General features: G+C 61.5%; 30 protein-coding genes and 2 pseudogenes. 8 read left to right on the plus strand and 24 right to left on the minus strand.

The genetic code is table 11. The features are described 5' to 3' along the window. Window positions 1–90 precede the first annotated feature (90 nt). A complete protein-coding gene (locus tag ACX12F_RS17515) occupies window positions 91–1,263 on the minus strand; it encodes a hypothetical protein (protein WP_043988433.1) in 1,173 nt (390 codons plus the stop codon). A 291-nt stretch (window positions 1,264–1,554) separates the two neighbouring features. Between ACX12F_RS17515 and ACX12F_RS17520 the strand changes: the two genes are divergently transcribed. Further along, window positions 1,555–1,710, plus strand: coding sequence for a hypothetical protein (locus ACX12F_RS17520; RefSeq protein ID WP_162563331.1), 156 nt, complete (start codon window positions 1,555–1,557; stop codon window positions 1,708–1,710). Between the two features lie 218 nt (window positions 1,711–1,928). On the opposite strand, the gene ACX12F_RS17525 is transcribed toward ACX12F_RS17520, so the two are convergent. From ACX12F_RS17525 to ACX12F_RS17545, 5 genes are all read right to left on the minus strand, one after another. Next, entirely contained in the window at window positions 1,929–2,252 is a 324-nt protein-coding gene (locus ACX12F_RS17525) for a helix-turn-helix domain-containing protein (RefSeq protein ID WP_043988434.1), read from the minus strand. Continuing rightward, entirely contained in the window at window positions 2,249–3,295 is a 1,047-nt protein-coding gene (locus ACX12F_RS17530) for a tyrosine-type recombinase/integrase (protein ID WP_079481836.1), read from the minus strand. Before ACX12F_RS17530 ends, ACX12F_RS17525 begins: the two co-directional genes overlap by 4 nt. A 194-nt stretch (window positions 3,296–3,489) precedes the next feature. Beyond that, entirely contained in the window at window positions 3,490–3,750 is a 261-nt protein-coding gene (nrdH, locus tag ACX12F_RS17535; protein ID WP_043987589.1) for a glutaredoxin-like protein NrdH, read from the minus strand. A 1,136-nt stretch (window positions 3,751–4,886) separates the two neighbouring features. After that, a complete protein-coding gene (locus ACX12F_RS17540; RefSeq protein WP_459365785.1) occupies window positions 4,887–5,618 on the minus strand; it encodes a nitroreductase in 732 nt (243 codons plus the stop codon). Between the two features lie 41 nt (window positions 5,619–5,659). Further along, on the minus strand, window positions 5,660–6,631 hold the full coding sequence (locus ACX12F_RS17545) for an NADPH:quinone oxidoreductase family protein (protein ID WP_459365786.1): 972 nt from the start codon (window positions 6,629–6,631) through the stop codon (window positions 5,660–5,662). 329 nt (window positions 6,632–6,960) lie between these two features. On the opposite strand from ACX12F_RS17545, the gene ACX12F_RS17550 reads away from it, so the two are divergent. Together ACX12F_RS17550 and ACX12F_RS17555 are read left to right on the plus strand one after the other, a co-directional pair. Then, a complete protein-coding gene (locus ACX12F_RS17550) occupies window positions 6,961–8,442 on the plus strand; it encodes a WS/DGAT/MGAT family O-acyltransferase (protein WP_459365787.1) in 1,482 nt (493 codons plus the stop codon). A gap of 59 nt (window positions 8,443–8,501) precedes the next feature. Then, window positions 8,502–8,627, plus strand: a pseudogene (locus ACX12F_RS17555) (DUF445 domain-containing protein); the annotation flags it as partial. 188 nt (window positions 8,628–8,815) lie between these two features. On the opposite strand, the gene ACX12F_RS17560 reads toward ACX12F_RS17555, so the two are convergent. The 6 genes from ACX12F_RS17560 to ACX12F_RS17585 all read right to left on the minus strand — a co-directional run bounded on the left by ACX12F_RS17560 (window position 8,816) and on the right by ACX12F_RS17585 (window position 14,304). Next, on the minus strand, window positions 8,816–9,424 hold the full coding sequence (locus ACX12F_RS17560) for a TetR/AcrR family transcriptional regulator (protein WP_459365788.1): 609 nt from the start codon (window positions 9,422–9,424) through the stop codon (window positions 8,816–8,818). Between the two features lie 118 nt (window positions 9,425–9,542). After that, on the minus strand, window positions 9,543–10,124 hold the full coding sequence (locus tag ACX12F_RS17565) for a TetR family transcriptional regulator (protein WP_459365789.1): 582 nt from the start codon (window positions 10,122–10,124) through the stop codon (window positions 9,543–9,545). Continuing rightward, window positions 10,124–11,668, minus strand: coding sequence for an acyl-CoA synthetase (locus tag ACX12F_RS17570; protein WP_459365790.1), 1,545 nt, complete (start codon window positions 11,666–11,668; stop codon window positions 10,124–10,126). Before ACX12F_RS17570 ends, ACX12F_RS17565 begins: the two co-directional genes overlap by 1 nt. A 2-nt stretch (window positions 11,669–11,670) precedes the next feature. Further along, window positions 11,671–12,909, minus strand: coding sequence for a cytochrome P450 (locus tag ACX12F_RS17575; protein WP_459365791.1), 1,239 nt, complete (start codon window positions 12,907–12,909; stop codon window positions 11,671–11,673). A gap of 107 nt (window positions 12,910–13,016) precedes the next feature. After that, window positions 13,017–14,015, minus strand: a complete 999-nt coding sequence (locus ACX12F_RS17580) for a PDR/VanB family oxidoreductase (protein ID WP_459365792.1) — start codon at window positions 14,013–14,015, stop codon at window positions 13,017–13,019. Window positions 14,016–14,139: 124 nt separating this feature from the next. Next, window positions 14,140–14,304 carry a hypothetical protein gene (locus ACX12F_RS17585; protein ID WP_459365793.1) on the minus strand — a complete coding sequence of 55 codons (165 nt, stop codon included), beginning with the start codon at window positions 14,302–14,304 and terminating at the stop codon, window positions 14,140–14,142. Between the two features lie 271 nt (window positions 14,305–14,575). Between ACX12F_RS17585 and ACX12F_RS17590 the strand changes: the two genes are divergently transcribed. After that, window positions 14,576–14,812, plus strand: coding sequence for a hypothetical protein (locus ACX12F_RS17590; protein WP_459365794.1), 237 nt, complete (start codon window positions 14,576–14,578; stop codon window positions 14,810–14,812). A 145-nt stretch (window positions 14,813–14,957) separates the two neighbouring features. Continuing rightward, window positions 14,958–15,200 carry a TetR-type transcription factor C-terminal domain-containing protein gene (locus ACX12F_RS17595; RefSeq protein ID WP_459365795.1) on the plus strand — a complete coding sequence of 81 codons (243 nt, stop codon included), beginning with the start codon at window positions 14,958–14,960 and terminating at the stop codon, window positions 15,198–15,200. Here ACX12F_RS17595 and ACX12F_RS17600 read toward each other — a convergent pair. From ACX12F_RS17600 to ACX12F_RS17610, 3 genes are all read right to left on the minus strand, one after another. Beyond that, entirely contained in the window at window positions 15,179–16,186 is a 1,008-nt protein-coding gene (locus ACX12F_RS17600) for a MaoC family dehydratase (protein WP_459365796.1), read from the minus strand. The two genes, ACX12F_RS17595 and ACX12F_RS17600, sit on opposite strands and share 22 nt — an antisense overlap. Before the next feature lie 279 nt (window positions 16,187–16,465). After that, window positions 16,466–16,711 (minus strand): hypothetical protein, encoded by a 246-nt coding sequence (locus tag ACX12F_RS17605; RefSeq protein ID WP_459365797.1) that lies wholly within the window; start codon window positions 16,709–16,711, stop codon window positions 16,466–16,468. Between the two features lie 69 nt (window positions 16,712–16,780). Then, entirely contained in the window at window positions 16,781–17,872 is a 1,092-nt protein-coding gene (locus ACX12F_RS17610) for an ABC transporter ATP-binding protein (RefSeq protein WP_459365798.1), read from the minus strand. Window positions 17,873–17,935: 63 nt separating this feature from the next. Between ACX12F_RS17610 and ACX12F_RS17615 the strand changes: the two genes are divergently transcribed. Then, window positions 17,936–18,172: a hypothetical protein gene (locus ACX12F_RS17615; protein WP_459365799.1), complete on the plus strand. Its 237-nt coding sequence runs from the start codon at window positions 17,936–17,938 to the stop codon at window positions 18,170–18,172. Here the strand turns inward: ACX12F_RS17615 and ACX12F_RS17620 are convergent. The 6 genes and pseudogenes from ACX12F_RS17620 to ACX12F_RS17645 form a co-directional block, all read right to left on the minus strand. Then, entirely contained in the window at window positions 18,165–19,040 is an 876-nt protein-coding gene (locus ACX12F_RS17620; protein ID WP_459370402.1) for an alpha/beta hydrolase-fold protein, read from the minus strand. The two genes, ACX12F_RS17615 and ACX12F_RS17620, sit on opposite strands and share 8 nt — an antisense overlap. Before the next feature lie 83 nt (window positions 19,041–19,123). Then, window positions 19,124–19,231, minus strand: a pseudogene (locus ACX12F_RS17625) (hypothetical protein); the annotation flags it as partial. Between the two features lie 88 nt (window positions 19,232–19,319). After that, on the minus strand, window positions 19,320–19,793 hold the full coding sequence (locus ACX12F_RS17630) for a CAP domain-containing protein (protein ID WP_459365800.1): 474 nt from the start codon (window positions 19,791–19,793) through the stop codon (window positions 19,320–19,322). Beyond that, a complete protein-coding gene (locus ACX12F_RS17635) occupies window positions 19,790–20,155 on the minus strand; it encodes a DUF732 domain-containing protein (RefSeq protein ID WP_459365801.1) in 366 nt (121 codons plus the stop codon). The genes ACX12F_RS17630 and ACX12F_RS17635 overlap by 4 nt, the downstream gene beginning before the upstream one ends. Before the next feature lie 12 nt (window positions 20,156–20,167). Next, window positions 20,168–20,797, minus strand: coding sequence for an Rv1363c family protein (locus ACX12F_RS17640; protein ID WP_459365802.1), 630 nt, complete (start codon window positions 20,795–20,797; stop codon window positions 20,168–20,170). A gap of 47 nt (window positions 20,798–20,844) precedes the next feature. Next, window positions 20,845–21,060, minus strand: a complete 216-nt coding sequence (locus tag ACX12F_RS17645) for an Rv1363c family protein (RefSeq protein ID WP_459365803.1) — start codon at window positions 21,058–21,060, stop codon at window positions 20,845–20,847. Window positions 21,061–21,181: 121 nt separating this feature from the next. Here ACX12F_RS17645 and ACX12F_RS17650 point away from each other — a divergent pair, with 121 nt between their 5' ends. Both ACX12F_RS17650 and ACX12F_RS17655 read left to right on the plus strand, forming a co-directional pair. Continuing rightward, complete coding sequence (locus tag ACX12F_RS17650; protein WP_047040760.1) at window positions 21,182–21,472, plus strand: transposase; 291 nt, start codon at window positions 21,182–21,184, stop codon at window positions 21,470–21,472. Between the two features lie 5 nt (window positions 21,473–21,477). Further along, on the plus strand, window positions 21,478–22,362 hold the full coding sequence (locus ACX12F_RS17655) for an IS3 family transposase (protein WP_082901982.1): 885 nt from the start codon (window positions 21,478–21,480) through the stop codon (window positions 22,360–22,362). Window positions 22,363–22,404: 42 nt separating this feature from the next. Here ACX12F_RS17655 and ACX12F_RS17660 read toward each other — a convergent pair whose 3' ends face one another. From ACX12F_RS17660 to ACX12F_RS17670, 3 genes are read right to left on the minus strand one after another with little or no spacing between them, the layout of a single operon-like run. Then, entirely contained in the window at window positions 22,405–22,749 is a 345-nt protein-coding gene (locus tag ACX12F_RS17660; RefSeq protein WP_459365804.1) for a hypothetical protein, read from the minus strand. Continuing rightward, window positions 22,716–24,167: an MCE family protein gene (locus ACX12F_RS17665; protein ID WP_459365805.1), complete on the minus strand. Its 1,452-nt coding sequence runs from the start codon at window positions 24,165–24,167 to the stop codon at window positions 22,716–22,718. Before ACX12F_RS17665 ends, ACX12F_RS17660 begins: the two co-directional genes overlap by 34 nt. 2 nt (window positions 24,168–24,169) lie before the next feature. Beyond that, window positions 24,170–25,252, minus strand: coding sequence for an MCE family protein (locus ACX12F_RS17670; protein ID WP_459370403.1), 1,083 nt, complete (start codon window positions 25,250–25,252; stop codon window positions 24,170–24,172). Between the last annotated feature and the right edge of the window lie 40 nt (window positions 25,253–25,292).

Genomic DNA, 25,292 nt, shown 5'->3' on the forward strand with positions numbered 1-25,292 from the left:
GGTTGAGTGGTTTCTAGGCGGTGACCGCCACGGTGACTGGCGGACGGTCTATATTCGTGTGTGCTGTATTCGGCACTGTTCTCCTTCATTTCATCGGGCCTGCTGGCGTGCGAGTAGATATTCGGATTGGTCTTGTTGACCGAACTTGGCCCACATCGTGGTTGCCGATGCGCTGAGGCCGAGCTGGGTGGCGACGACAGCTGCGGGCAGATCACTGGTGAGGGCGACCATGGCGTAGTTGCGGCTGAGACGTGTTGGGATGCCGGCGGCTGTGAGCTTCACGCTGAGCGTGGTGCTGTGGATCGACTCATGGGGCCGTGCCCCGGGAAACAGGTGGTAGGCGTCGCCGTCGGGCGTGCTTGCTCGCGGGTTGTCCGATGCTTGGCGGGCGAGTTGACTGACGAGTTCGCCGACGGGTGCGGGTAGCTCGATCGGGTGTTGCGCCAGCGCCAGGTGGGTCCGCTTGCCGTCGATGCCAACATCGGCCGTGGTGAGCGCCTTGATCTGAACCAATCGCGGACCATAGAGCAGCACCAGCAGCCCAGCCACTCGGATGGACAGCTCGATGTCTGTGGACATGTCCAACAGGTCGGTGATTCGCTGCCGGTGTTCGGTCTCGTCGCTGATCTCGCTGGGCCACTGGCGCTGGATCCGTTGGGCAGTCACACCGTCGACGATGCCGCGCTTGCCCAGCCAGGTGACGAAGCCGGAAATGCTCTTGGTCCGCTCGCGGTTACCGGCCGTCCAGCCATCGAGGATCGCCTGGGTCAGCTCACCGATCTGGTGTCCGGATGCCTCGAGGTGTTCGATCAGGCGCTGCGCCGTGCGGATGCGTTCGCGGCTGGAATCGGCTGCGTAAGTGGTGAATCCACGGCGGGCGGCCCGACGTCGGGCGGTGCGCAGCACGCCCCAGCGGGCGTAGGGCGCCAACACCGCGCCCTGGTGCGGTGGTAGAGCTGCGGTGTATTCGTCGATCCAGGTTTCGAACCGCTCGAGTTGCTCGTCGCGACGCGGCAGGATCTGTGCCCGTACGAGTAGCGCACGCACGTAGTGGCGAGCGTATCCGGGTGGGCAAGCGTCGACGTCGGCGTGGGTCAACTCGCCGTCGGCGTTGGCCAGTAGGCGCAGGAAATGCTGGGTGCGCGCCTTGATGAGCCAGCGCATCGTCGAATCGGCGCGGCCGTGCTGGGCGAGAACGTCCGGCAGTCCAGCGAGATCCTGACTGATGGTTCCGTCGTGCGAGGTCAGCAGTTCGCGTGTCATGCGCACGATGGAGCAGTTCAGGCAGGTGTTTTCGTAGTGTTGCGGTCCGGCTTGGCCGCACGTTGTGCAGACGTAGTCGGTGGAACTGCCGACGCAGGGTCCGCAGGCCAGCTCGCCTGCAGTGGTGCGTCCGATGAGGACTTTGGCCGTGCCGCAACCGGCGCATGTCGCGGGGTGTTGTGTTGACCGCTTGTAGCAGGGGATGCAGACCGGGCCGAGTGGCCAATGTGTATGTACGGGTTGCATTTTCGAGCACAGACTGCACACGAATTCGCGGGTGTGCGCGCAGCGATGGCACAGGTCAACTGTTCCCTGCTGCACGCGCACCGCGATTTTTCGGACGCGTCCGCACTTGCCGCACTGACGCTGCGGCGCTGTGTAGCAGCGCTGGCAGAGCGGACCTTCGGCAGTGATCTTCTTGGCGTGATCGAGTCGGCCGCATCCTGAGCACACATACTTGGGGCGAGCGCAGTTGCTGCACAACGGTTTTCCGTCAGCCGTGCGCCGTGACGGGTTCTTGGAACGTCCGCAGACCGAGCACTGTTCCATCCGCGCGGGGTCATTGCGGTAGCACCGTTTGCAGATGCCACCACCAGGAGTGCGCGCAGCGCGCTCGGCCAGTCGGCCGCAGCGGGCGCAGACGTGTTTCGGGGGCGCAGCGACGCTCATGATCCGCTCCCCGGCCGCTTGATGGTGGTGCGACGCGTTGTGATCGCAGTGACGTTGTCGCCACCGGCGGCCTTGCGCGGTGATGCTTCGGTGACGCGCGGTTCGATCAAGTCATTCGGGGTGCAGTCCAAGATGTCGCACAACGCAACCAGGGTGTTCATGCTCAGTCGTTGCGGCTGGCCGGTGACCAGGCGATAGGTCTGCTCACGGGAGAGCGCGACGCCCCGATCCGCCAGGTGCGGTTGCAGGTCGGTCGTCGAAAACATCCCGCGTTCAGCCATTTTGGTGCGCAGGTGCCACGCATAGTCCATGGTCCTCATTGCGGCGGCCTCGGTCCGAGCTCGTCGCCGTAGCGGGCGTGCATGGCGTTCGACAGAATCCGGTTGCGGTACTCGTTGGACACACCGATATAGACGGCGGTCGTCGAGGAGAACGAGTGGCCAACCTGCTCCTGAATGAAACGCTCTGGGTAGTCAAACTCGACCAGATGCGTCACAAACGAGTGGCGCAGGCAGTGCAAATTCAGCGTGGGATCGATGCCGGCCAGATCACGCACCTCGGTGAAGACGGTGTTGATCGTCCGGGCGCCGATCCGCGTACCACGTTCGGTCAGCCACAACGCGGGCTTCTTGTCGGCCGGGAACTGCGGGCGCACGTCGGTCAGATAGTGGTCCAGGATGTCCACGATCCAGCTCATCTCGGGGACGGTGAGCACGGTGCGCCGCTTCGCCGGTCCTCCGCGCGAGGCTTTGCCGTGCCGGACCGTGAACGATCCGAACCTGCCGAAGTCGCCCATCTTCGAATTGCGGCGCAGGTCAACAACATCGGCGTGAGCGGCCTCGTTGCGGCGCAGCCCGTAGGCGTAGATGAACTTCAGCATGGCTGCATCGCGCAGAGCCGTCATCGCACCCTTGCGGCCGCGTGAACGGATCGTCTCGACTCGGCCGTCGGCCGCGTCGAACAGCGCCTGAACCTCGTCGTAGGTCAGCGGGCGCCGTGACGGATCACCTTCGTACTCCCCGACGTGCAGGATCGAGTTGTCGTCGTGGAAGACCTGCTGCGGGGTTTGCCCGAACTGCTGCGCGCAATCAGCGAACCAGCCGTACCGCTGATCAAGCAGGTACTCGCAGAAGACCCGAATGTCGATCTCATAGTTACGTGCCGTCGAGAACCGCAATGGCGAAGAGCCCGAACGCAATTCGCTGATCCACGCCTCACCCTCAGACGGCGTCCACTGCCACGGATAAAGGCCCGAGAACTCCGCGAAACGGCGCACCAGCCGAAGGCGCGGCGCGATCGTGGAATCCTTCAAGAACCGCGCTCGCTGCTGTTTCTCCCAGCCCTGCAACATGGCCTCGAACATCGCTCGTTGCGGTTCGAGATGGACAACATTGGGCGCCGATACACGCTCGGCCGAGCCTTCGAGATTATTGGTCACGACACATGTTGTAACAGATGCATCATTGATGCGTTGGACATCGGGGGCGTGTTGACCACCGGCAATCGGTGCCGAAGTCTCACCCCCCGGCGCCCGACCTGCTACAACGGACAACATTGCTACCCAACCAATGTTGCATCAGATGACAATATTTCCTCATTGCTGAGCGCCTTGATCCGGTCCGGGCGGAAGCCCGACCAGTGCTCGCTGTCGGTCACGACGACCGGGGCCTGCAGGTAACCGAGCGCCAGCACGTACTCACGAGCTTCGTCGTCGATGCTGATGTCGACCTTCTCGTAAGCGATGCCCGCCTTGTCCAGCGCCTTGTAGGTGGCGTTGCACTGCACACATGCCGGCTTGGTGTACACGGTGACGGTCATCTCGGTACGACTCCTCTTCGAAGGCCTGGAAGCTGAACTGAACATGGCTGGCAACTGACGGGGTATCGCTTTCCGCTGATATATCCCCATCCGGATCAGCGGCCCGGCAATCCCTGAAATTCCCGCATCTCCGGTCGCCCTGGGCCACCCCGTCAGAACGTCCGAGAATCCTCGTCCGACTGACTTTCCGGCCCCGGCCGACCCTCGATGTGTTGGGGCCTGTCGGTCCGTCAAACACTACACCTAGTGTGCGACAAACCGAACAGATACAAGATGTTCTGAACAACATTCGTGAAATTCCCAGGTCGTAAGGCTGATGCCGAGACACACTCTCGGCGTGTCGCACATCACACCCGGGGGCGTGTCGCGCTTCAACTACCGGTTTAGCACCAGCCACCGACAAGTTGCGGCGACGCGCCGTCGGGCCGTGCCCAGCTGTGACTACCGGTTTTAGTTGTCACCTACGGGTTCTATCTGTCACCCAGGCAGCAAATGGCCGACCGACAACCCCACTGCCCTCAGCTGCCACAGAGCTAACAGCTGTCCCACACAGCGTAGATGTGAGCAGCGGCGCGCCCCGCAGGCGCCCCTAGCCCAGTGGTGCGCCCCGCCGCCAGATGAAAGATGATCCGGCGCATCTCTGCGACCGCCACGGGGTCGCCGTCGAATTTGAGGCGACGGAGCGCCGCTCCTCCGAGTCGTTCTCTGGCCCGGGGCCTGTCTCAGCCCGTGTGGGCGGGCACGAGCAAGGACGCCATGGACTTCCGAACACATCCGAAGGCCCGAAATTCGCGGGTCAACAGGCCACCGTACGGTCCACCCTGGCGGCCCGACCCTACAAAGCAGGAATCTGGGCCCAGCGGATCCCGCCCACACCGGTGCTGTTCATCGTCGCCCTCCAGAACACAATCACCGTCCCGGATCTGGCGCCGACGGCCTATGAGGACGCGCTCGAACCCAAACAACTCATGCCCCTTCGAGGCGGGCATTTTTATGCACGTAGGGACCGTGGTCGCGGTCGGTCGGGCCAGCCGTGCAAGGCATCACAAGATGCAGCCGGTTGAAACTACACCCGATCCCGCGGCTGTCGGTGTCGACGCGGAGACATCGGGTGACCGGCACGGCTGACGCGGCGATCACGCTGTAATCCAATCGACTACCTCGTCGATCGGGGCACGTGTCGTGCGGTAGCTGTTGGACGGATGCTCAAGTTCTGCATAGCCGAAGGAGATTCCACAGACGATCGTGCGATCGGATGTCAGTCCGAGAGTGTCGCGAAGGACGCTAGGGTACATCGCCAATGCGGCCTGCGCGATGCTGCCCACCCCGTGGGCGGCAGCCGCGAGCACGAAGTTGGCGACGTATGCACCGCAATCCACTGCCCCGTATGGGCCCAGCGCCTCATCGGTGTGAATGATCGCAACATGCGGTGCGCCAAAGAATCTGAAGTTCTCCAGCGTCTGCTCGAGTTGGCGCTGACCGTCGCCGCGTTCGATCCCTAGCGCGTTGTAGAGCTGAAAGCCGCTCTCACGTCGCCGATCCCGGTGCACGCCCCGGTATTCGCGCGGAAATGGGATGTCCGGCTTCTCAGTCTGGCCTCTGGATGCCGCACTGAGCAGAGCAGTGCGTAGCCGATCCGTTGCTGTTCCGCTGACTACTGCTACCCGCCACGACTGGCTGTTGCACCACGAAGGCGTGAGTTGTGCTGCAGAGAGAATCCGTCGAATCGTCTGTTCGGCAACGGGTTCCGGGGTAAACGCGCGGCAGCTGACTCGGACTGCGAGTAGATGTTCGAGCGTTTGGGCCGCGTCGTCAGGTAACTGTTCGGACCGGCGGGATCTAACGACATCACGAATGTCGGTGGTCATGTGCACTTCCCTTCCTACAGCGGGCGGTGGCTCGGTCGCTGCTAGGCCAGTTTCAAGATGGTGACACCGAGCTTGTCGCGGCCAGCCACCATTTGCACGGCGTCGGCCGCGCGGTCCAAGCTGTAGCGGCCCGTGATGGGTGGTGTGATTGTCCCAGAGGCCAGCATTTCTTCGAGTTCCCTGCGGTTCACAGCAGCGCGTGCAGGCTCCCTGCGCTCGAAGTCGGCGATCTCGTAGCCGATGACGCTCGACCCCTTCAACAGAATCAAGTTGGACGGGATCCGCGCCGGGGCGCCAGCGGCGAATCCGATCACCACGAATCGCCCGCCGTAGCCGGTGGCGCGCAGCGCCTGTTCGGAGAAATCACCACCGACGGTGTCCAGCACGAGATCCGCGCCGCCCTTACATGTGGCCTTAAGAGCGTCTTTGAAGTCCGGTTCGTTGTAGAGGATGCCTTCGTCCGCGCCGAGGCTGGCGCAGAAGGCCAGCTTCTCAGGCGTCGACGCGCACGCGATCACCCTCGCTCCCAATGCTTTACCGATCAGGACAGCGGCGCTGCCGACACCGCCGGAAGCGCCCAGCACAACAAGGTCCTCACCGCTGGACAGGTTGCCCTTGGAGACGATTGAGTCATAGGCAGTCCGGTACGGAGCGCCCGTCAGACACGCGAACTCGGCGCTGAGCCCATCGGGCGTCGGCCGAAGCTGTGAGTCCGCTACCGCAACCCGTTCGGCGAACGCTCCGACGAACGCCATCCCGTGAACACGGTCGCCGACCGCGAACCTCGTCGACTCAGGTCCGACCTCCACCACAACGCCGGCCACGTTGTTACCCGGTATGAAGGGCCGCGGTATCGGAACTTGGTACTGACCACGGACGACAAGCGTGTCCACGAAATCAACTGATGCGGACTGCACCTCGACGATCACCTGCCCCGGCGCTGGAAGTGGATCGGGGACATCCCGCACGCTCAGCGAGTCCAGAGATTCGCCTTCACACAACAACGCACGCATCGTGGCCGCCTTTCACTGTGTCGCCACCACCTCGCGGCGGTGACCAAGCACGATATTTTTATCGCCAAATCGATTTACTCATGGATCTGATCTCCGTCGCTTTCAACAGGCCGGTGCATTCACCGTAACCAGATAATCTCCTATACGACAGGGCATAATGAGCAGCCAGCCAGAGGCGCCGACCGGCGACGAGATATGCATTACATCGATCTTAGTACTCATATTTTAATATATATTATACAAGGTGCGGTGCGCTCAGTCACATCGAATGGGCGCTGCGATAGACGTCACAATCACCAGCCATCCGACAGGCGATTCCGGGAGTTGACATGTCAAGCCACAAGAAAATCCCGTTGAGCCCGATGGACGCGGCGTGGTTCTTTGTCGAGACGCCCCAGACGCCGGCCAACGTGGGGCCCTTGCTGATCTTCACCCCGCCGCCGGACGCGCCCGACACGTTCATCATGGACTTCGTCGAGCAGTGGAGGGCGTCCAGGACGTACGCCGCGCCTTTCAACTACGTCGTTCGCCGAACTCCGACACCCCACTGGGAGGTTCTTAGCGACGACCAGATTGATCTCGACCACCACGTCCGCCACTTGGCTTTGCCCGCACCAGGCGGAGAACGCGAGCTGGGCGTGATGATCTCGCGACTGCATTCTCACCCTTTGGACATGAGCCGTCCGCTTTGGGAGTGCTACGTGGTCGATGGCCTCGAAGGCCGGCGGTTTGCCTTGTACATGAAGCTGCATCACGGCCAGTTCGACGGCATGGGCGCCACATCGCTGATCGAGAAGGTCATGACTCGCGATCCTGTCGCACGGGACCTGCTACCACCCTGGACAGTTGGGGTCAAAGGAAAACCCCGACCTGACGACCGGCCGAAGGCCGATCCCCCGACGCCCCTCGCCCAAGAGGACGGCCAGAGCATACCGACCGGGGTTGCACAGGTAGTTGATGGCGCTGGGGATTTGGCAGGTGGAATCGTGCACGCTGCCGCCAACGCCGGCAGCGCCGTCTCGGCAATTGCACGAATGACATCCAAGATTGTGCTGGGCAAAGGTAGAGACCTCACGGGACCATTCCAGGCCCCACGGGCAATCTTCAACGGGAGGGTCAGTGCTCAACGGCGTTTTGCCACACAGCATTACGACCTTGGCAGGTTCAAAGCCCTTGCCAAAGCTGCCGACGTCACGATCAATGATGTTTTCCTGTCGGTCAGCGGCGGCGCCCTGCGTCGCTACCTGGCTGAGCTCGACGCGCTTTCGAAACGATCAATCATCGGGCAAGTACCCGTCAATGTTCGCAAAAACGATTCAGGTGCCGTGGGAAACCAGATCGGCTTCATCTATGCACGGCTACACACCGACATCAGCGATCCCGTCCAACGACTGCAAGCCGTTCACCGTTCGACGCAGGCTGCCAAAGCCGTTCAAGAAGCGCTTCCTGACGGCGCAGTCACACCGTTTACTATGCTGTTGACCGGCCCCTACATGGCGCAGATCATTCTAGGCCTCGGAGGGCATGTACCCCCAGCGGCCAACTTGGTCATTTCGAATGTTGTCGGGCCGAGGCAGACGCTGTACTTCAACGGCGCCAAGGTAGAGAACATCTACGGCCCGTCGGTACTGTTCCACGGACAAGCCTTGAATATCACCATGTCGAGCTACGCCGGTCACGCCAATGTCAGCTTCACGGGATGCCGTGACTCCATGCCGCACATGCAAAAGCTTGCCGTGTACACCGGCGAGGAGCTGGGGGTTCTCGAAGGGGCGTTGGGCATCCGGGCTGACGTCGGCAACGTCCACTAGCCAAGTACCGGCGTTCTCCGGCGAAAGTTGCACCGAATGACGACCTCCCTTGAGCAAGTGCCACGAAGATCGTTGCGCTGGAGATGCTCTACCGCCCGATGACATTCGTCGGAATCGGACCGATCGGTTGGCAACGCATCATTCCTCGCCGGGCCGGCAGGACCGGGTCGAAGACCATCGAGGTCTTTTGTTGGCGAAATCCAGGCTCAGATCGTCGAGCATCTTGGTCGGCACCCACGACAGTGGACATGCAGCGGCACCTGCGCTGCGACTCATGCCACGTGGCTAACTTCGACGACCAGCGTTTCGATTCGCGTCACCGGGCTCGGGCTCAGCGGCCTAAGGTAGGTCGCTGGCACACACCCGCAGCGCCTTAGGCCTGCGTTCGCCGTTCGGCCGTACGCTCGGCGATCCGGTCGTTAAGGATCTGTTCGTACTCGTTGAACAGCAGGTTGTAGTCCCTCGTCGTTACCGGCGAACGGCACTGCTGCAAACCAACTAGCAACGTCAATCCCAGAAACGCCAGCTTGGTGGCCTCGCGACGTGAGCCGACTCCAGGCTGGATGGCCGTTGCGACGATCTCCTGCCTACGGCTATCGACGCGCTTTTGCGCCTCTGCCACCTGAGAATTCGTGTGCGCCCATCCTCGGATTGCTGCTTCGGCGTCGTGCGGAAGCCTCGCCGTCAATTTCTTGAGCAAGCGGACGCGTTGCACGGGATCAGCTGGCGCATTCGATAATTCGCCGATTCGTTCAGTCTGCGATTGCTCCCAATGCGCTAGGAAATCGGCTACGAACCCGTCAAAACTGCCGAAGTAGCCGTAGAACGATCCAGATGTGACGTTGAGAGCCTTGCAGAGCGTGGTGATTTTGAGGCGACCTGCTCCCCCGGACGCCAAAAGCTCCATCGCCGCAGCGAAATAGTCTTCCCGCGTAACCAACAGTCGCACTCGTCGCACCTCCTGCTCGACATCAATGACCATTCGCCGAATACCATCTCGTCACCGGGCTGAACACCAGGACGAATCAAAGGTCCTCGGTGACAACGTTGCGACGAACTCAGACGGCCGGACTGAGCACAGGCATCTTCCATAATGGATTCTACATTTGATTCGCTTCAACCAGCGGTTGTCCAGTCACATAGCGCCGCAGGATCATGGCTTCGAACTCGTCGAATATGCCAGCGCAATCGTTCCCATCAGCATCGATGTACAGGTGCTGGTACCCGACAAGTAGCGCCATGCCGATCTCGGCCACGCGTCGGCACTGATCCGACGGAACGATCTTGCACAGGATGGCAGACAAGGCCGATCGGCGTTCACGGTCAAGGCGGCCCTGCAGCTGAGCAGCGACTGCATGATGGGAAGCCCACGCGCGCAACGCTGTCTCATCTGAACGTGGTGGGACGCTGAGCAGGCGGCGCAATTGCGCCAGAACTTCTTCAGGCTCGCCGACCGATTGTGCGAGTTCAAAGAGACCGCGATCCTGACATGACAACCTGTTCGCTAGCAGCTGGGCGACGAAAGCATCAAGGCCCGAGAAGTGACCGTAGAACGACCCCGTCGTCACGCCCAGCTCCGAACAAATCGCCGCAACCTTGAGACTCCTGGGCCCCTGTGCAACAAGGAGACTCAAGGCGGCGTCGAAAAAGTCGTCGATACTGGCGACGCGCCGTGCCGGCATTATCGCCTTGGCGGTGACGCATACCGGTCGACGAGGACGCGCTTCACCAGCTTGCCGGTTGGGGTGCGGGGCAAGGCATCGACGAAGTCCACGGTCTTGGGAGCTTTGAAAGCCGCTACCTTCGTTCGGGCGTGGGCGATGAGCTGTTCGGCCAAATCGTCGGTCGGCACGATTCCGTCACGCGGTTGAACAACCGCCTTAACCTGTTGTCCCAGAGCAGGATCCGGCACCCCAATCACGGCAACATCGAACACCGCCGGATGCAGCGTAAGTGCGTTCTCCACCTCCTGCGGGTAGATGTTCACTCCACCGGCAATGATCATGAACGATTTCCGGTCGGTAAGGAAAAGGTAGCCGTCCGCATCGACGTAGCCGATATCGCCGACGGTGGTCCAGTTGTCGTGGTCGGGGTGTTCGGCTTCTTTGGTCTTGACCGGATCGTTGTGGTACTCAAACGGACGCACGTCCCGCTCGAAATACACCAATCCAGCTTCACCAGAGGGTAATTCAACACCGGCATCATCGCAGATATGCACCGGTCCGAGCATGCTGCGGCCAACCGAACCCCGTTTGGTCAACCACTCCTGGGATGTGATGACGGTGAATCCGCAGGCTTCCGTTGAAGCGTAGTACTCGACCAAGATCGGTCCCCACCAGTCAATCATCGCCTGCTTGACATCGGCAGGGCAAGGCGCGGCCGCGTGGATGGCGAGCCGCAGACTCGAAACGTCGTAGGACTCGCGCTCCGCCGCCGGCATCTGCAGCATTCGCACGAACATCGTCGGCACCACCTGAACCGCAGTCACGCCGTACTGTTCGATTGCGGCCAGCGTTCGGTCGGCTTTGAACCGTTCCAGCACCACGACAGTGCCGCCGTGAGCCTGAATAGCACCGCACCAGCGGAGCGGGGCTGCATGGTAGATCGGAGCCGGTGATAGGTACACGTCGTCAGCGGTGACGCCAAACACCGAACCCAGCAACCCGGTGATTGCGTCTCCCGGTTCGTCGACTTGAATCGGCAGCAATGGCGGCCTAATCCCCTTCGGGCGGCCGGTGGTGCCCGAGGAGTACAACATGTCACTGCCGCGAGGCTGATCCGCGAGGGTGCGATCACCGGCCGAAGCCAAAAGACCAGCGTAAGAATCAAATCCAGCCAGCTGCACCCCGAAGGTGTATGCATGTCCAACGCCTGGGACCGATGCCCTTATCTGCTCGGCCAGTTCCCCGAGCTCACCGGAGGCGAAGAGCACCTTGGCATTGCAGTCGTTCACAATGTATGCGGCTTCCTCGGCCGTGAGGTGAAAGTTCACCGCCGTGAGGTACAGCCCAGACCGCAGCGCCGCCCAGTAGATGGTGAAGCACTCTGCTGCGTTGTCACTGACCATCGCGATGACGTCGCCTTTGGCCAGACCGAGATCGGCCAGTGCAACAGCGAGTTGTCTTGAGCTGGCATCGAGTTCGCGATAGGTCATTTGCCGGCCTGACCCGGCCATGATGACCGCGGGCTTGTCGGGCGTCGTCAATGCGTACGTTCCAGGAAACACTGTCAGCCTTCCTTGGCACCGGGAGTGAACGTGACCGGCATCGAGGTCAGCTCGTTGGAGAAGCTCGACGCTAGCCGGGCCACCGGTCCGCTGATCTCCGTGTCCGGAATGCGGCGCAGAAGTTCTTCGAACAGCACCCGCAGTTCCAGCCGCGCCAATTGGTTGCCCAGGCAGAAGTGGGCTCCGCCACCGCCGAACGCCTGGTGTGGCGGTTTGCCGCGGGACACGCTGAAGGTTTCCGGGTTCTCGTTCTTCTCGGGGTCGCGAGAGCCAGCCGGGTACCACACTGCAACCCGCTCGCCCTCTTTCAGCGCATGTCCGCCGACGATGGTATCCGCGGTGACAGTACGAGTGAAGTAGATGACTGGTGACACCCAACGCAGCATTTCCTCGACGGCCCCGGGGATCAGTTCGGGATCATCAATGAGTTTCTGGCGCTCGGCCGGATTCTCCATCAATGCGCGCAGGCCACCAGAGGCGGTGTTACGAGTGGTGTCGTTGCCGGCGAACATCAGAATCGCGAAGAAGAACGTGATTTCGGCTTCCGAGAGGCGCTCACCATCGACCTCGGCTGCGAGCATTCTCGAGAGGAGGTCGTCACCGGGACTGGCCTTGCGTGCCGCGGTCAGCGCGGTCAGATAGCCGCCGATCTCGACAAGGGCACCCATGCCCATCTGTGCGTCGCCGGTGGCCGCAGAACGAGAGAGCTTGTTGGTCCATTCGAACAACTGGCGCCGTTCGTCCTGTGCGACGCCGAGCATGTCCGCAATGACGATCAGGGGCAGCTCGACAGCGATGTCCTCGACGAAATCACATGAGCCTTTCTCGATAACGTTGTCGATCAAGGCGGTCACGGTACGTCGTACGTCTGCTTCCATCTGCCGGATCATGCGCGGGGTGAACACCGCCTGCACGATCATGCGCTGTTGGGTGTGCCGCGGCGGGTCCATCCCGAGAATGACCTCACGCAGCACCTCTACGGGTACCGCGCCCTTGGCAGCGGTGAAAAAGACTCCGCCACGCGCCGATGAGAACAACTCCGAATTGCAACTGATGGCGGCGATGTCATCGAACTTGGTGAACGACCAGAAGCCCGGTTCATCAGCATCGGTGAGGGCATTCCAGTGGGGGCTGGCTTCCTGTCGCATGCGGGCGAACAGCTCATGGGGTGGGCCGTCCTGGAAGTACGCCAGGTCGGTGAGGTCGACGGTGGCCAGATCAACATCCGCGAAGTTGGTCATGGTGGGCTCCTTGGTCTGGTAGAGATTGGCGAAGGTGGGTTGCGTTGGCTGTAAATTGATTTCGCAGTCTGCACGCCGGGGCGAAGAGCTGAACGGCTTCATAGTTGTCATAGGTCCAACACCAGCTTCTGAGATCCCGAGTGGGAGACGCACGGCAGTATCACGTTTCCAGACGCTCGTTCAGCCTCCGTGAGGAGCGAGTCGCGGTGGTCCGGCGTCCCTTCGAGAACCGTAGCCCGGCAGGTTCCGCATACCCCTTCGCCGCACGAGGACATGACCGGGATACCGGCGTCTTCTAGGGCTTCCAGCATCGGCTCACCGTCGGATATTTCGACGGTGACACCGGACCGATGGCACACCACCTGGTAAGAGTCCAAAGCCTCGGCCAGGGATTCTGCCGAGGCAGCTTTGGCAGTGAATCGCTCTAGGTGCAGGCTTCCTTCTGGCCAGTTCGCACAACACTTTTCGACTGCGTCAAGCAAGGGTTCGGGTCCGCAGCTGTAAATGAGAGTGTCCTCGACGGGTTCTGCCAGCGCCGCGGCAAGGTCAAAGAAACCGTCTCGCTCATCGTCGGCCCAGATGGTGATGCGGTCGCCGAACGCACTGGACAGTTCCTGCTGGAATGCCATCGTGGATCGCTTCCTGCCGAGGTAGATCATCGACCATTCAAGACCTTGGCGCTCAGCACTTTCGGCCATGGCCTTCATCGGTGTGATGCCGATTCCGCCTGCAATAAAGAGATACTTCGGTGAGTCGACCAGCGGAAAGTGGTTGCGCGGCCCCCGAACCCGGATCCGTGTACCTTCTTGCAGACGCTCGTGAACATGCCGCGACCCTCCGCGACTGTTTGGGGCGAGGAGGACCCCGATCCGCCAGCTGTCAGCCTTCCGAGGGTCTCCACATAGCGAGTACTGGCGAACCAGCCCCTCATCGAGCAGCAGGTCAATGTGGGCACCCGGCTCCCAGGAGGGGAGATCGCCGCCGCTTGGATCGGTCAGGCCCAACGTCACGACGCCGTCGGCAGCAGATTCGCGGTTCTGCACCACCAACTCAATGGTGAACTCGTGGATCCTTCCGGCCGACGCCACTACATCGGGCATAGACATCAGCTTGCACTCCTTTCTGCGGTGACCAGGGCAGACGGTTCACGCAGCTGGCCGCCCAAGTGCTCCGGCAACGCCCACGCATCCGGCAAAGCTGTTGCGAAGCCATTCTTCGGAACACTTTGCATCAGAACACCTTCCGCACGATTCTCACCGCAAGGTCCGAATAGCGTGGGGAGATGATCCCGGGATCGGGTTTGGCCGATTTTGCCATCGCGTATCCGCCCGTCGCGAATACGTCACGCAATCCGCTGACCACCGCGGTCTCGTGCTCGTGCGCCGTTGAGCTCACCGTCGCCTCGCCTCCATCAGATCATGTTGAATTTCAATTAGAATCTGTGCACATGGAGTGGCCGCGAGCCCTGTGGACCGAGACCCCGCTGGCAGGTGACCGCCTGCGCATCTCGTTGCACCAGTGACGCTCATAATGTAATGAATATTATGTCTCGGCGTCAAGGGTTCAGATGACCTGCGTCGCCTAAGGAAGCTGGGCGCTGGACTTCTCCTATGCACTGGGCGCTTCACTGGCGACGGAAGACCGCCGCGAGTGGCAGGAAGACCTGTTGCGCCTCTACCTCGAAAACTTGGAGAACCACGGCGTACGGACCGTGCCGATGTTCGATGGCGCATGGCTCGCCTACCGACAACAAGCGTTGCACGCGCTTGCCTTCGCCCTGTTTACCCACGGCGGCAGCTGGTTTGAACCCGAGCTCCAGCCCAAGGACTACACCCTCGCATCCATCGCACGCATCGCCCAGCACGCGACCGACCTCGGGTCGGTCGAAGCGAACACGGTTTAGAGACCGCTAACCGACACGTGCGACGAACCGTCCACGCCTGACGGCGATCGATCCGCACTGAACGGCGGCGTACTTCAGCGAAAGCCCGTACATCGACCAGTGGCTTGCCGCGAAGCACGCCGAAGAGTTTCGTCATGCAGAAGCAATGGTCTACAACCACATTCGCGACATCATCAAACGTGGAGTCGCTGACAGAGAATTTCGCGACTGCGATGCCCAATTGGTCACGCTGGGCTACATAGGCATGACCCCGGGTTCGCATCAATGGATCGCGCCAACCTCGTCGTCATGTGCAGATCGAATGGCCGGCGACATCAGACCAGCGCTCCCACATGGTCTGGAATGCGGAACCGCTCCCGACGACGCTCAGAACATCAGCGCCGTGTAGCTCCAGTCCAGCACCTTGCGGTCATGCCGGCCTTCCGCATCCACCGCGTACACCATGGACCGCAGCCCCAGTACTGCACCACCGTCGGCACGCTGCGTCGCCGTTTCGACGTGCAGATCGCTGTAGAGCGTGTCACCTTCGTGCACCGGACCCGTGTGGTCGCACGACGCCCACCCCAAGATGGTGGCCAGATTGGGGAGAAGGCGGGTCGCCTGAGCGAGGGCGATACCGATTGTGTGACCCCCATAGACCAGACGCTGACCACCGCTACGCCAATCATGATGCGTCGCTGCGATGTTCAGGCTCAAGCGTGCCAGTTCCGGTGCGCTGCTCACTACATCACCGGTACTTCGAAAACGTCGCCCCTCCAACTCGGGACTGAAGTGGGGACCCGGAACCCGCGACCGGAATGCCGCCGCATCCCAATCGTGCGTCGGGTCCGCCGGCGCCGCTCCGGCTCCGATCAACGACAAGTCGTCCCGGTGACCGGTCTCTTCTACGCCTGGCGACAGCGGCAGCATTGCGCACCGATGGAAATCCAACACGAGTCGGTCGTGCTGATCGACCGTCGTGATGTGCAGCGCGACCAGACCTGTTGGCGCACGGCCTTCGCGGGCGGAGTTCTGCTTCATCCCGACAACTTCGGTGCGCGTGAACAGCGAGTCACCCAGTTCGACGCATCGATGGAAGGCCAGACCACGATAGAAGAGGTTGGCCTTAACACGTTGAGTCGCCAAGGTGCTCTGACCGATTGCGACGTCGCAAACGAGGGCGGGATTTGCCAATGCCGCGGTTCCACCGGTGACGGGACCCGCGAGTTGTGAGTCGAGGGCCAGCCGCATACGGCTGCCGGTGATTGCCTGGTGAAGTGTGGCCGCGCCCTCGGTAAGGGTCATGCTTGGTGCGCTATCGAAGACTTGGCCCACGGCCAGGCCGTCGAAGTACGGCCCGCCGCTGATCTCAATGGCTGCAGTGCTGGACGACAAAACTACTCCTCCGATGCGACTTGAGCGTGCTTTACGGTTCGGAACACCGACCTCAGACAATATTTAATCTCAATTAGATATTGATGGTCAACTCGACGGAGCTGCGGCATCGCGCCAGCACTCCGGACGGTCCCATGCCGCGGTCAGTTACTCATGTGAACTCTGGTGATTGATAGACAGAGTGGAGAGCGAATCCACTTCCGACGTTGTCGAATTGGATCGCATCGTCGCGAATCGTGTTACCCCTCGCAGCTGGCCCCGCTACCGCAAGCCGCAGGACTAGCCGCCGATCGCCTCCCCCGCAGACCACGCAACGATCGCATAGGCCGCCGACTTGGCCAGCCGTTCGATGTCGCGTTCGGTCCCGCCAAGTTTGTACAGGTCGGGCGCGATCGCCGATCCGATGAGTTCGGAACATTGCTCAACAAGTTCCGCCATGCCATGCACCGGGTTCTGCGAGTATTCAGCCGGCAAAGGAGTGTCGCGTGTGCGCTGCCGTTTAGATTGGTAGACAACCGATCCCATAACGCTTGCGCTCGCAGCCACCTCAGGGACATGCACCGGATGATCTCTTCTGCCCTCGCCGCGCATCCCTTATATACCCGAGGCCGGCAGTGCGTGGGCACTGATTGCATCGCCGTCCGCTCGGTGGCGAGGAAGCTGGGTGGTGACCTCGTCGACGGCGCGGACGCCATCGACGGAAGCCGAGTCTGCATCGAGGTCCTCGAGGATGGCGGCCTGCGCGGCCGGGGGCAGGGTGTGCAGGATCGAGCGCACGCGAGCCTGACGACGAGCCACCGCCTGGCGCACCGGCATCCCCGGGGTCACCTCGATCTGCGGCGGCACCCCCTCGACCTCTTCGACACCACCATCGGCGTGACCCAGATCCGACGCGGCCTGCTCAGCAGCAGCAGTCGCGGCGTCCTTCTCCTCCGACATACCGATCGGACCGATACGACGACCGTTGAGGAACTGCTTGACCGCCGGCTCCTCACTGGTCAACAACACCTCACGAGGCCCGAACATCACCAAATGCTTGCGGTACAGCATGCCGATGTTGTCCGGCACCGTACGCACCACATTGATGTTGTGCGTCACGATCAAAATGGTCGCGTCGATCTGGGCGTTGATGTCGATCAGCAACTGCGACAGGTACGCGGTACGCACCGGGTCCAGACCGGAGTCCGGCTCGTCGACCAGGATGATCTTCGGGTCCAACACCAGGGCCCGGGCCAGGCCGGCACGCTTACGCATACCACCGGAAATCTCACCGGGGAACTTGTGACCGTCGTTGGGCATACCCACGATGTCGAGCTTTTCCATGACGATCTTGCGGATCTCGGACTCGGACTTCTTGGTGTGCTCACGCAGCGGGAACGCCGTGTTGTCGTAGATGTTCATCGAGCCGAACAGCGCACCGTCCTGGAACAGCACACCGAACAGCGTCCGGATCTCGTAGAGCTCCTTGGCCGAGCACTCGATGATGTTGGTGCCGTCGATGACGATCGAACCGCGCTCAGGACGCAGCAAACCGATCAGCGACTTCAAGAACACCGACTTACCGGTACCGGACGGACCCAGCATGACGCTGACCTCACCGGCGGGGATGGTCAAAGTGACGTCTTCCCAGATCTTCGACGACCCAAAGGACTTGCTCAGTCCCGTCACATCGATTTGGACGCCCATAGGGTTTGCCTTCCGAGTGTTTAGTGGGGAGCTATGCGCACCCTGCGGCACAGATGTCGGCCCGTGGAATCTCGCCATCTGGCGGCGCCGCAGGGCCCCCGTATTGAACTGCGTGGTCAAGTCGATGTCGCCATCCATGTCGGGCGCGATCGGCAGGAAATGACACAAGACAATGCCCGCGCCGGCACAGGGGCCGCCAGTCTGATCACGGGCCATCTGGATGTTTGTGCCAGACAAGCCAACCAAGAAGGCACATGCGGCAACGATGATTCTTCCCTGCATGATTCCTTGGCTACCTGATGGTCGCGACCAGGTCGCCGGACATGGCACCGAGCTGTGGCCCCCAGCTGGACCAGTCATGTTGTTGACCGCTAGGGAAATCGAAGTGGCCGTTGTTTCCGCGCGCAGTTTTGTAGTTGGCGTAGAACGTGCGACTGCTGCCTTGTGCTTGGTCGCAATAGCCAATCATGGCAGCGGGATCGCTGCAGGTGAGGGTCGAAGGGCTGAAGACCCATAATCGGATGTTGTTGTCTATCAACAATTGCAGGTGCGAATTTGGGTCGTGCCACTTCCATCGGCCGAGTTGCGCCGCGCCCCACATCGCTTGTGTGTTCACTCCGCCGAACCGCTGCATCCCTTCGGTTATCGCGCCGTTGAGAGCGGTGGCCGACGGGTACAGAAAGCCCGACATCGAACCCGCGAACCGGAACCGGTCCGCGTGGAACTCGGCCAGCGCCAGTGCTGCGGTGCCGCCCTGTGAGACGCCCACGACGCCGTGCCCGCCGGGCGCCAGACCTTTATTGGCGGCGAGCCAGTCAGGCAGTTCCTGGGAGAGGAACGTCTCCCACTGCTTGCTACCGTCCATCTCCCAGTTGCTGTACATACTCCAGGCGCCACCAGCTGGCGCCACTACCGAAATACCTTTTCCGGCAACAGTATTCATCGCGTTACCAGCGGTGACCCAATTACTCACGTCAGGTGCCGCGTCGAAGGCATCCAGCAGATACACCGCATGCGGTCCACCACTGTGGAATGCCACTGGGATATCGCGACCCATCGACGCGGAGGGCACCATCAGGTACTCGACGCCGCCGGCCGCCCGGCCGGTCGCTGCGGTCCAGATGAACAGAACGAGCGCGATGACGGCAAGAATCGTGCGCAGGAGCATGATCACGGTTCGCCGCGTATAGTCCGTGTCTGATTCGGTCAACAAATCCTGGTACTTCATTTCCAAGCTGGACATCTACACCCCTACACCGGCGGATAGGCAGGCGGCGGGTAGGCACCGCGAAGCGCCCAGGGCAGCCAACTGAAGAAATGCTCGACCTCGTCACTGGCGTCGTAATCGGGATTGGGATCCATTTCTTGTCCTCATCCTTTCAGATTGAAACTTTTGCGGGGTGCGGTGTTTCATGTCCTTCTCGAGACCGATGCGAATGCTGACAGCTCACGCCGGTGCACCGTAGACAGCAACGACGACCGTGCGGTCGAGGCTGTTCGCCGACCAGACACCCATCACGCTGTTGGCGCAGTTGCTCATGATGGCCATATAGGCGGGGTTGTAGTACCACTGGTTGAGAATCTCGATGCCGCTGATGGCGATTGCGGGGTTGATGGCGACCGTTTCGGCGACGTTCCCGCGGAAACCCGCGGCGCGAGCGCGATCGGTGACGGTTGACCCGTCAGTTCCGATGTCATCGTCCAGGTTTCGGTTCGCCATCAGGTCATCGGTGTGCCACTGGGCTGCACGTTGCAGCTGTGAGTCTATCCGGACGTTGTTGGTGCAGCCGGCCTGATGTTGGATGGTGTAGATGTTGGCCACCACGCTGTTGTTCAGGCGAGTGTTATCGGCGTGCGCGGTTGCCGGTAGCCCAACGGCAGATGTCAAGAAGCTAAGTGCCAGCAGGACAGCGGTTTTCATGACGGTCCTATCGGTGCGTGGTATCCGGCGGCTGATCTGCGTAGCTGCCAAATCTGCGCCGGGCACAGTTCATTGACGGCCTGGTTGATCAGATAGGCGGCTTGATAGTCGTCGCCGGTTTGCATGTCTGCTTTGACTCTGTCGATCAGCGCTGCGTAGGGGTGGCCGGCTGCGACGTCACCGCATAAGCCGAACCCATACTGCAACGCGTCGTCGGCGCCGCTGAAGTGGTAGCCGGGTCGGACGGTTACGTTCACCAGATAGGCAGTCGCGTCAGCACGGGCCGACGCCGGTTCAACGACCGCGGAAGCGAGAACGAGGCCGATTGACGCGGCCGCAGCAGCGAGCCGATAGGTGTGCATTCCAATTCCTCTTTAGATCGGGTCGAATTGGGCGATCAGCCAGCGATTGTCGACTTTGTCGAGTGCGATACGCACGCAAGATGTGCTGGAAGTGGGTGCGTCCGTGCCGATGATGACGTTCTGGTTCACGTACACCAGCACCACCGCGTGCTCGGCACTGGCCGAGAGCGGCGCCGCCGCGGGAACCGTTGCCACCGAGGAGATGTGTTTCTGCTTGGCGCCGGGGATCACGACATCGTGGACGAGCTTCGAGTACGAGTCCTTGAACGCACCGGTCAGTCGACTCTGCGCCTGGTCGAGGGTTTTGTCGACGGAATCGGGCTGGTAGGACAACAGCGCGATCGTGCTCTCCGTGGCAGCTTGTACGGATTCGATTCGAGCCCGGTCAGCAGCCGTCGCCGAATGGTTCTTATAGAAGAGGAATCCGGCGACCCCGGCAAGGACCAGTATCACTGCCGGAAGTATCGCGAACGCGGCGACGTGGCCCCATCGACGGCCTGGGCAGCCCACCTTGCCGTGATGGCCGGTGTCGATCACACCATCGGTCAGGGCACCACCGGCTACGTCGGTTCCAGACGACTGCTCGTCCGTATCCGATTCGTCATCGATTGACGGGTCAACTGTTTCAGTGTTGGCGGTCATTGTTTCGGCTCTTCTGTGGGTTTGAGGGATCAAGTGCGCCGCGACGTTCAGGGCACGAATTCAACGTTGGAGACTTTGGCGTCGGCACCGTTTCTCTGCACACTGACCCGCATTCGCCAGTGCCGGAGTTCTGGGTCTGCGGCAGCAGCGGTCGAGGTCTTGACCGCGACCGCCACGAGCACCTCGGCCTGGTTACCGTCCAGCGATTCCAGGCCTGCATCGGAGACGGTGCCGGTCGACGTCGACTTGATCTGTTTGACCACATCGGTGAACGGCTTCGACCGCTTCTGGAAGTCATCATGGAATGATCCGGTGGACGAATCCAGAATCCGTTGGACTGAGGTGTACTACTGATGTGAGACACAGTTTGAAAGGATTGTGCTCATGTCTGCTCGACCTACCTATTCCGATGAGTTCAAGGCTGATGCCGTTGAGCTCGTGGTTTCATCTGGCCGTTCGCCGGCTTCTGTCGCTCCGGAGCTCGGCATTTCCGTCACCGCGTTGAAACGCTGGGTGCGGGTGTCCCGTGAGGGGCAACCAGGCGGTGGGGGGAAACCGGATGATCCGGTGGATCCTGCGAAATACAAGGCGTTGGAAGCACGGATGCGTGAGCTGGAGAGGGAGAACGATTTCCTGAAAAAAGTTTCGGCGTTCTTCGCCAAAGAACAACGGTAGAGGACTTGTACCGAGTTGTTCAGGAGAAGAACGCCGACTTCCCGGTGGCCTGGATGTGCCGCCAGCTTGGTCTCCCACGGGCGACGTATTACCGGCGGCTGGACGCCGGCGACACCCCGACTGCGCTGCGCCGCCGGGAACTGACGGATCAGGTGAAGACCGTCTTCGATTCCTCCGACGGGATCTTCGGGCACCGCATGGTCCATGCGAAACTTGCCGCCGCCGGCATCGAGGTTTCGGTGGGCACTGTCGCGGGGATCATGGCCGAAAACGGGTGGGCGGCAAAGCGGATGAGAGCGTTCAAGCGCACCACGATCGCCTCGGATCCGGATAAAGTCTTCGAGGACCTCATCGGCCGGGACTTCACTGCAGAAGCCCCTGGAACGCGTCTGGTGGGCGATATTACCTACCTGCGCACCGGCGAAGGGTGGCTGTATTTGGCCACTGTCATTGACCTGTGCACCCGCATGGTCGTCGGCTGGGCCATGGCTGAGCACATGCGCGCCTCGTTGGTTACCGGAGCCCTGACGATGGCCAGGGACAGCGGCCACCTGAGCCCCAACGCCATTTTTCACAGCGACCACGGAACGCAGTACACCTCCCGGGAAATGGGCGCCTGGTGCGCAGGAAACAAGATCCGCCAATCCATGGGCGCCACCGGGGTGTGCTGGGACAATGCAGTCGCAGAATCGCTGTTCTCATCCCTGAAAAACGAGTTCTACCATCACCACAGCTTCACCACCCGCCAGGACGCCAGACGGGCGACCATGCGCTACATCGAAGTGTTCTACAACCGCTGGCGCCCTCACACCAACAACGAGGGTCTGCCGCCCGCGACAGCAATGGCCAACTTCACAACCAGAAACCAGCCGCTTCCCGCTGCTGCCTGACCGAAAAGAAACTACCCGACTGTCTCACATCCTTGACACACCTCAGACGTCTTTGTCGACTTCGGTGTGACTGATGGTGGTGAGGTTGATGGCGCCCTGCTTGGCCACCTCGATGAACAGGTTTCGCTGCTCGGTTGCGACCTGATGGCGGTGCCCGTCGTAGGCCAGCCAACCGACCAGGGCGGCCAGCCCGACCGCCGTCACCGTTCCGCCGACGAGTGCCAGACGAATCGGCGAACGCCATCTCGAACGAACTGCGAGCGCGGCAGGCTCGTCTTGTCCAGCTGCAGGGTCGTCCGCCCGGTCCAAGTCATCACCGACGGCGTCGACGGCTTGGACGTCGGCGGAGGTACTCAGTTGCTCGACGGGGTCAGCATCGACTGCCATGTCTTCTCCTTGTTACCGGTCGGCGCGAGGTCGGCCTGGGTGTATTGCTTGCCGTCAGGGCCGATGTACGAGCCCGAGCTCGGGTCGTATTGGGCAACGGCAATCGGTGGCGGCGGGCTGTGCTCTGGTGGCACCGATTTGCCGTCAGCCAGCTGCGGGATGCTTTGACCACTCAACGTGGCGTTGGGATCGCCTTTCCAGTTTGTGCCGTCGTTGAGAGGCACGTACTCCTCGTTGCTCTCACACATCTGCGCTGTCGGGGCACGTTTACCAGGTGCGTTGAGGCACGGAAGGTTTCGTGCACCACGTACGCCCACCAACGTGGAATCCTGCGGCACCCGGCAGTACAGATTGCCTGCCGGCAGGTCCGGTGCGTCGGTGAGTGATGCGGCACGTTGTTGCTGCGCAGGCAGATACCCAGTAGTGCACGGCGGCGGCAAGTTGATGTTTAAGTTGAAGTCGAGGTAGGCGCCCTTGTATGCCTGCTTGGTATTGAGGTTCGCGACCCCGGCAGCTTGAAGGGCACCGACTGACGGTGGAAGCAGAACCAAGAGTTCTTCGAGTGCCGGCTGATAGGTGACCAGCACCTTACCGACGCTGACCAGGTTGGCCAGCAGGACTGGCAGCGTGGGGCGCAGTCGGTCAAACAGTTGCTGTCCTTGGTTTGCGGCTTGAGCTCCGTTGACCATGAACCCACGCAGGGCCGCGTCGTGCGTTTTGAGCTCGCCGGTCAGAGTGCGCACGTGGCTCGCCCACGCCGCGATCGAGTCAGCGGTCTCCGCTTGAGAGTCGAGCACGGGTCCTGACTTGTCGATCAGTGCGGTGATCGAGTCCAGGTTCGCGCGGGCGTCGATGGCCAACGAGGTGCTGCCTTTGACCAAGCGCGACAGATCGGGCCCCAGACCTCCTACCGCGGCATAGGACTCGTCGACTGCGGTCTTGAGGTTGTCGCGAGGGATCGCCTGAAGCCCACGGTTGGTGGCGGCGACCAACGCGTTGATGTCCGGCGGAATACTGACGTTGTTCCGGGCAATGACGTCGCCGTTTTTGAGTGCTCGTGATGTGCCGTCGCGGGGCAGCAACGCGATGTACTGCTCGCCCACGGCCGACTGACTGTGCACTTCGGCTCGCAGGTTCGATGGGATGTGGGTGTCCGACTTCATGGACAGCACAGCTTTGGCGCCGGTGTCGGTCAGTTGGACATCCTCGACGCGTCCGACTTCGGTACCACGGTAGGTCACGTTGCCGCTCGGGTACAGTCCTGCTGCCGCGGGCAGCTCAACGGTGACGGTGTAGTGACCGACACCGAAAATCAAGGCGGGCAAACGCATGAAGCCGAACACCATCACCGCTCCGGCGATCAGTGCGACGACGATAAAGATCGCCAGCTGAATGCGTATTTGGCGAGTGAGATGCATGCTTACGGTCCTTGGTCTGCCTGGTACGGAATGACCAATGGGTTCGCCGCGGTGTAGGGGCTGGGTGTCTGCCCGATCGTGCGGCCCCACTGCATTTCCAGTTCAGTGAGGTTGCCTTCCCAGCGGGTGCCGGTGAAGAAGTTGGCGTCGATGCGGCTAAGGGTCAGGTCGATGACGGCTGTGAGGTTGGCGTAGTCCCCTCGGAACCAGTTGGCGACGTTCTCCTTGGCCCACGGGAAGGTGCTGAGCAGACTCAATGCGCGAGTCATGTCGCCGCCCGCGTTGGCCAGGGACTGTAGGACCGGTCCGAGGTCTTTCAGCTCGGCAATCAGATCGTCTTTGCTTTGCCCGACCGCCTTATGCGCCAGTGCGCTGAACTTACCCAGCTTGTCTAGTGCGTCGGCCAGGTTGGTGCGTTCGTCGCGCAGCACAGCCAGTGCGTCGGGGACAGTGCGTAATGCTTTGTCCACCACTGGCTTTTGATCGGCAAATCGGCCGGCAACATTGTTCATGCTGTCGGTGGCCCTGATGATGTCGTCGGTTTGGTCGTTGAGGTGGCCGGCGAATTCGTCGAGCTGCTTGATCAGATTGCGTAAGTCGCTTTCTCTGCCGGCGAAAGCGGTGCTCAGTGCAGTTGTGATGTCCTGAACTTGACCCAGACCGCCGCCATTGAGCAGCAGCGACAACGCACCCAGTGTTTGTTCGGTGTTGGGGTACAGCGAACCCGCCGCCAGCGGGATCAGCGACCCATCATGCAGGCGCCCCTGAGCCGGGGCGTTTGCCGGCGGGGCAAGCTCGACGTGAGTCGAGCCCAGCAGGCTGGTTTGTCCGATCTTGGCGGTCGCGTTCGCAGGTAGGTTCACGTTTCCGGCCAGGCGGATTGTGATCAGCGCATGCCACCCTTGACGTTCGATCTTGGTAACGGTGCCTACGTTGACATCGCCAACCCGTACGCGGGAGTTCTCTTGAACGGTTGAGACATCGGGAAGTTGAGCTTGGATGGTGAACGATCCGGGGCCGCCGCCCGCGGTTCCGGGCATCGGAACGGAGTTCAGGCCGTGCCACGATGCGCAGCCGCTCGACATTGCCGAAGCGATCAGTGCCAGTGCTCCGGTTGCTGCAACG

It is taken from the genome of Mycolicibacterium sp. HS_4_1, from assembly GCF_054515875.1.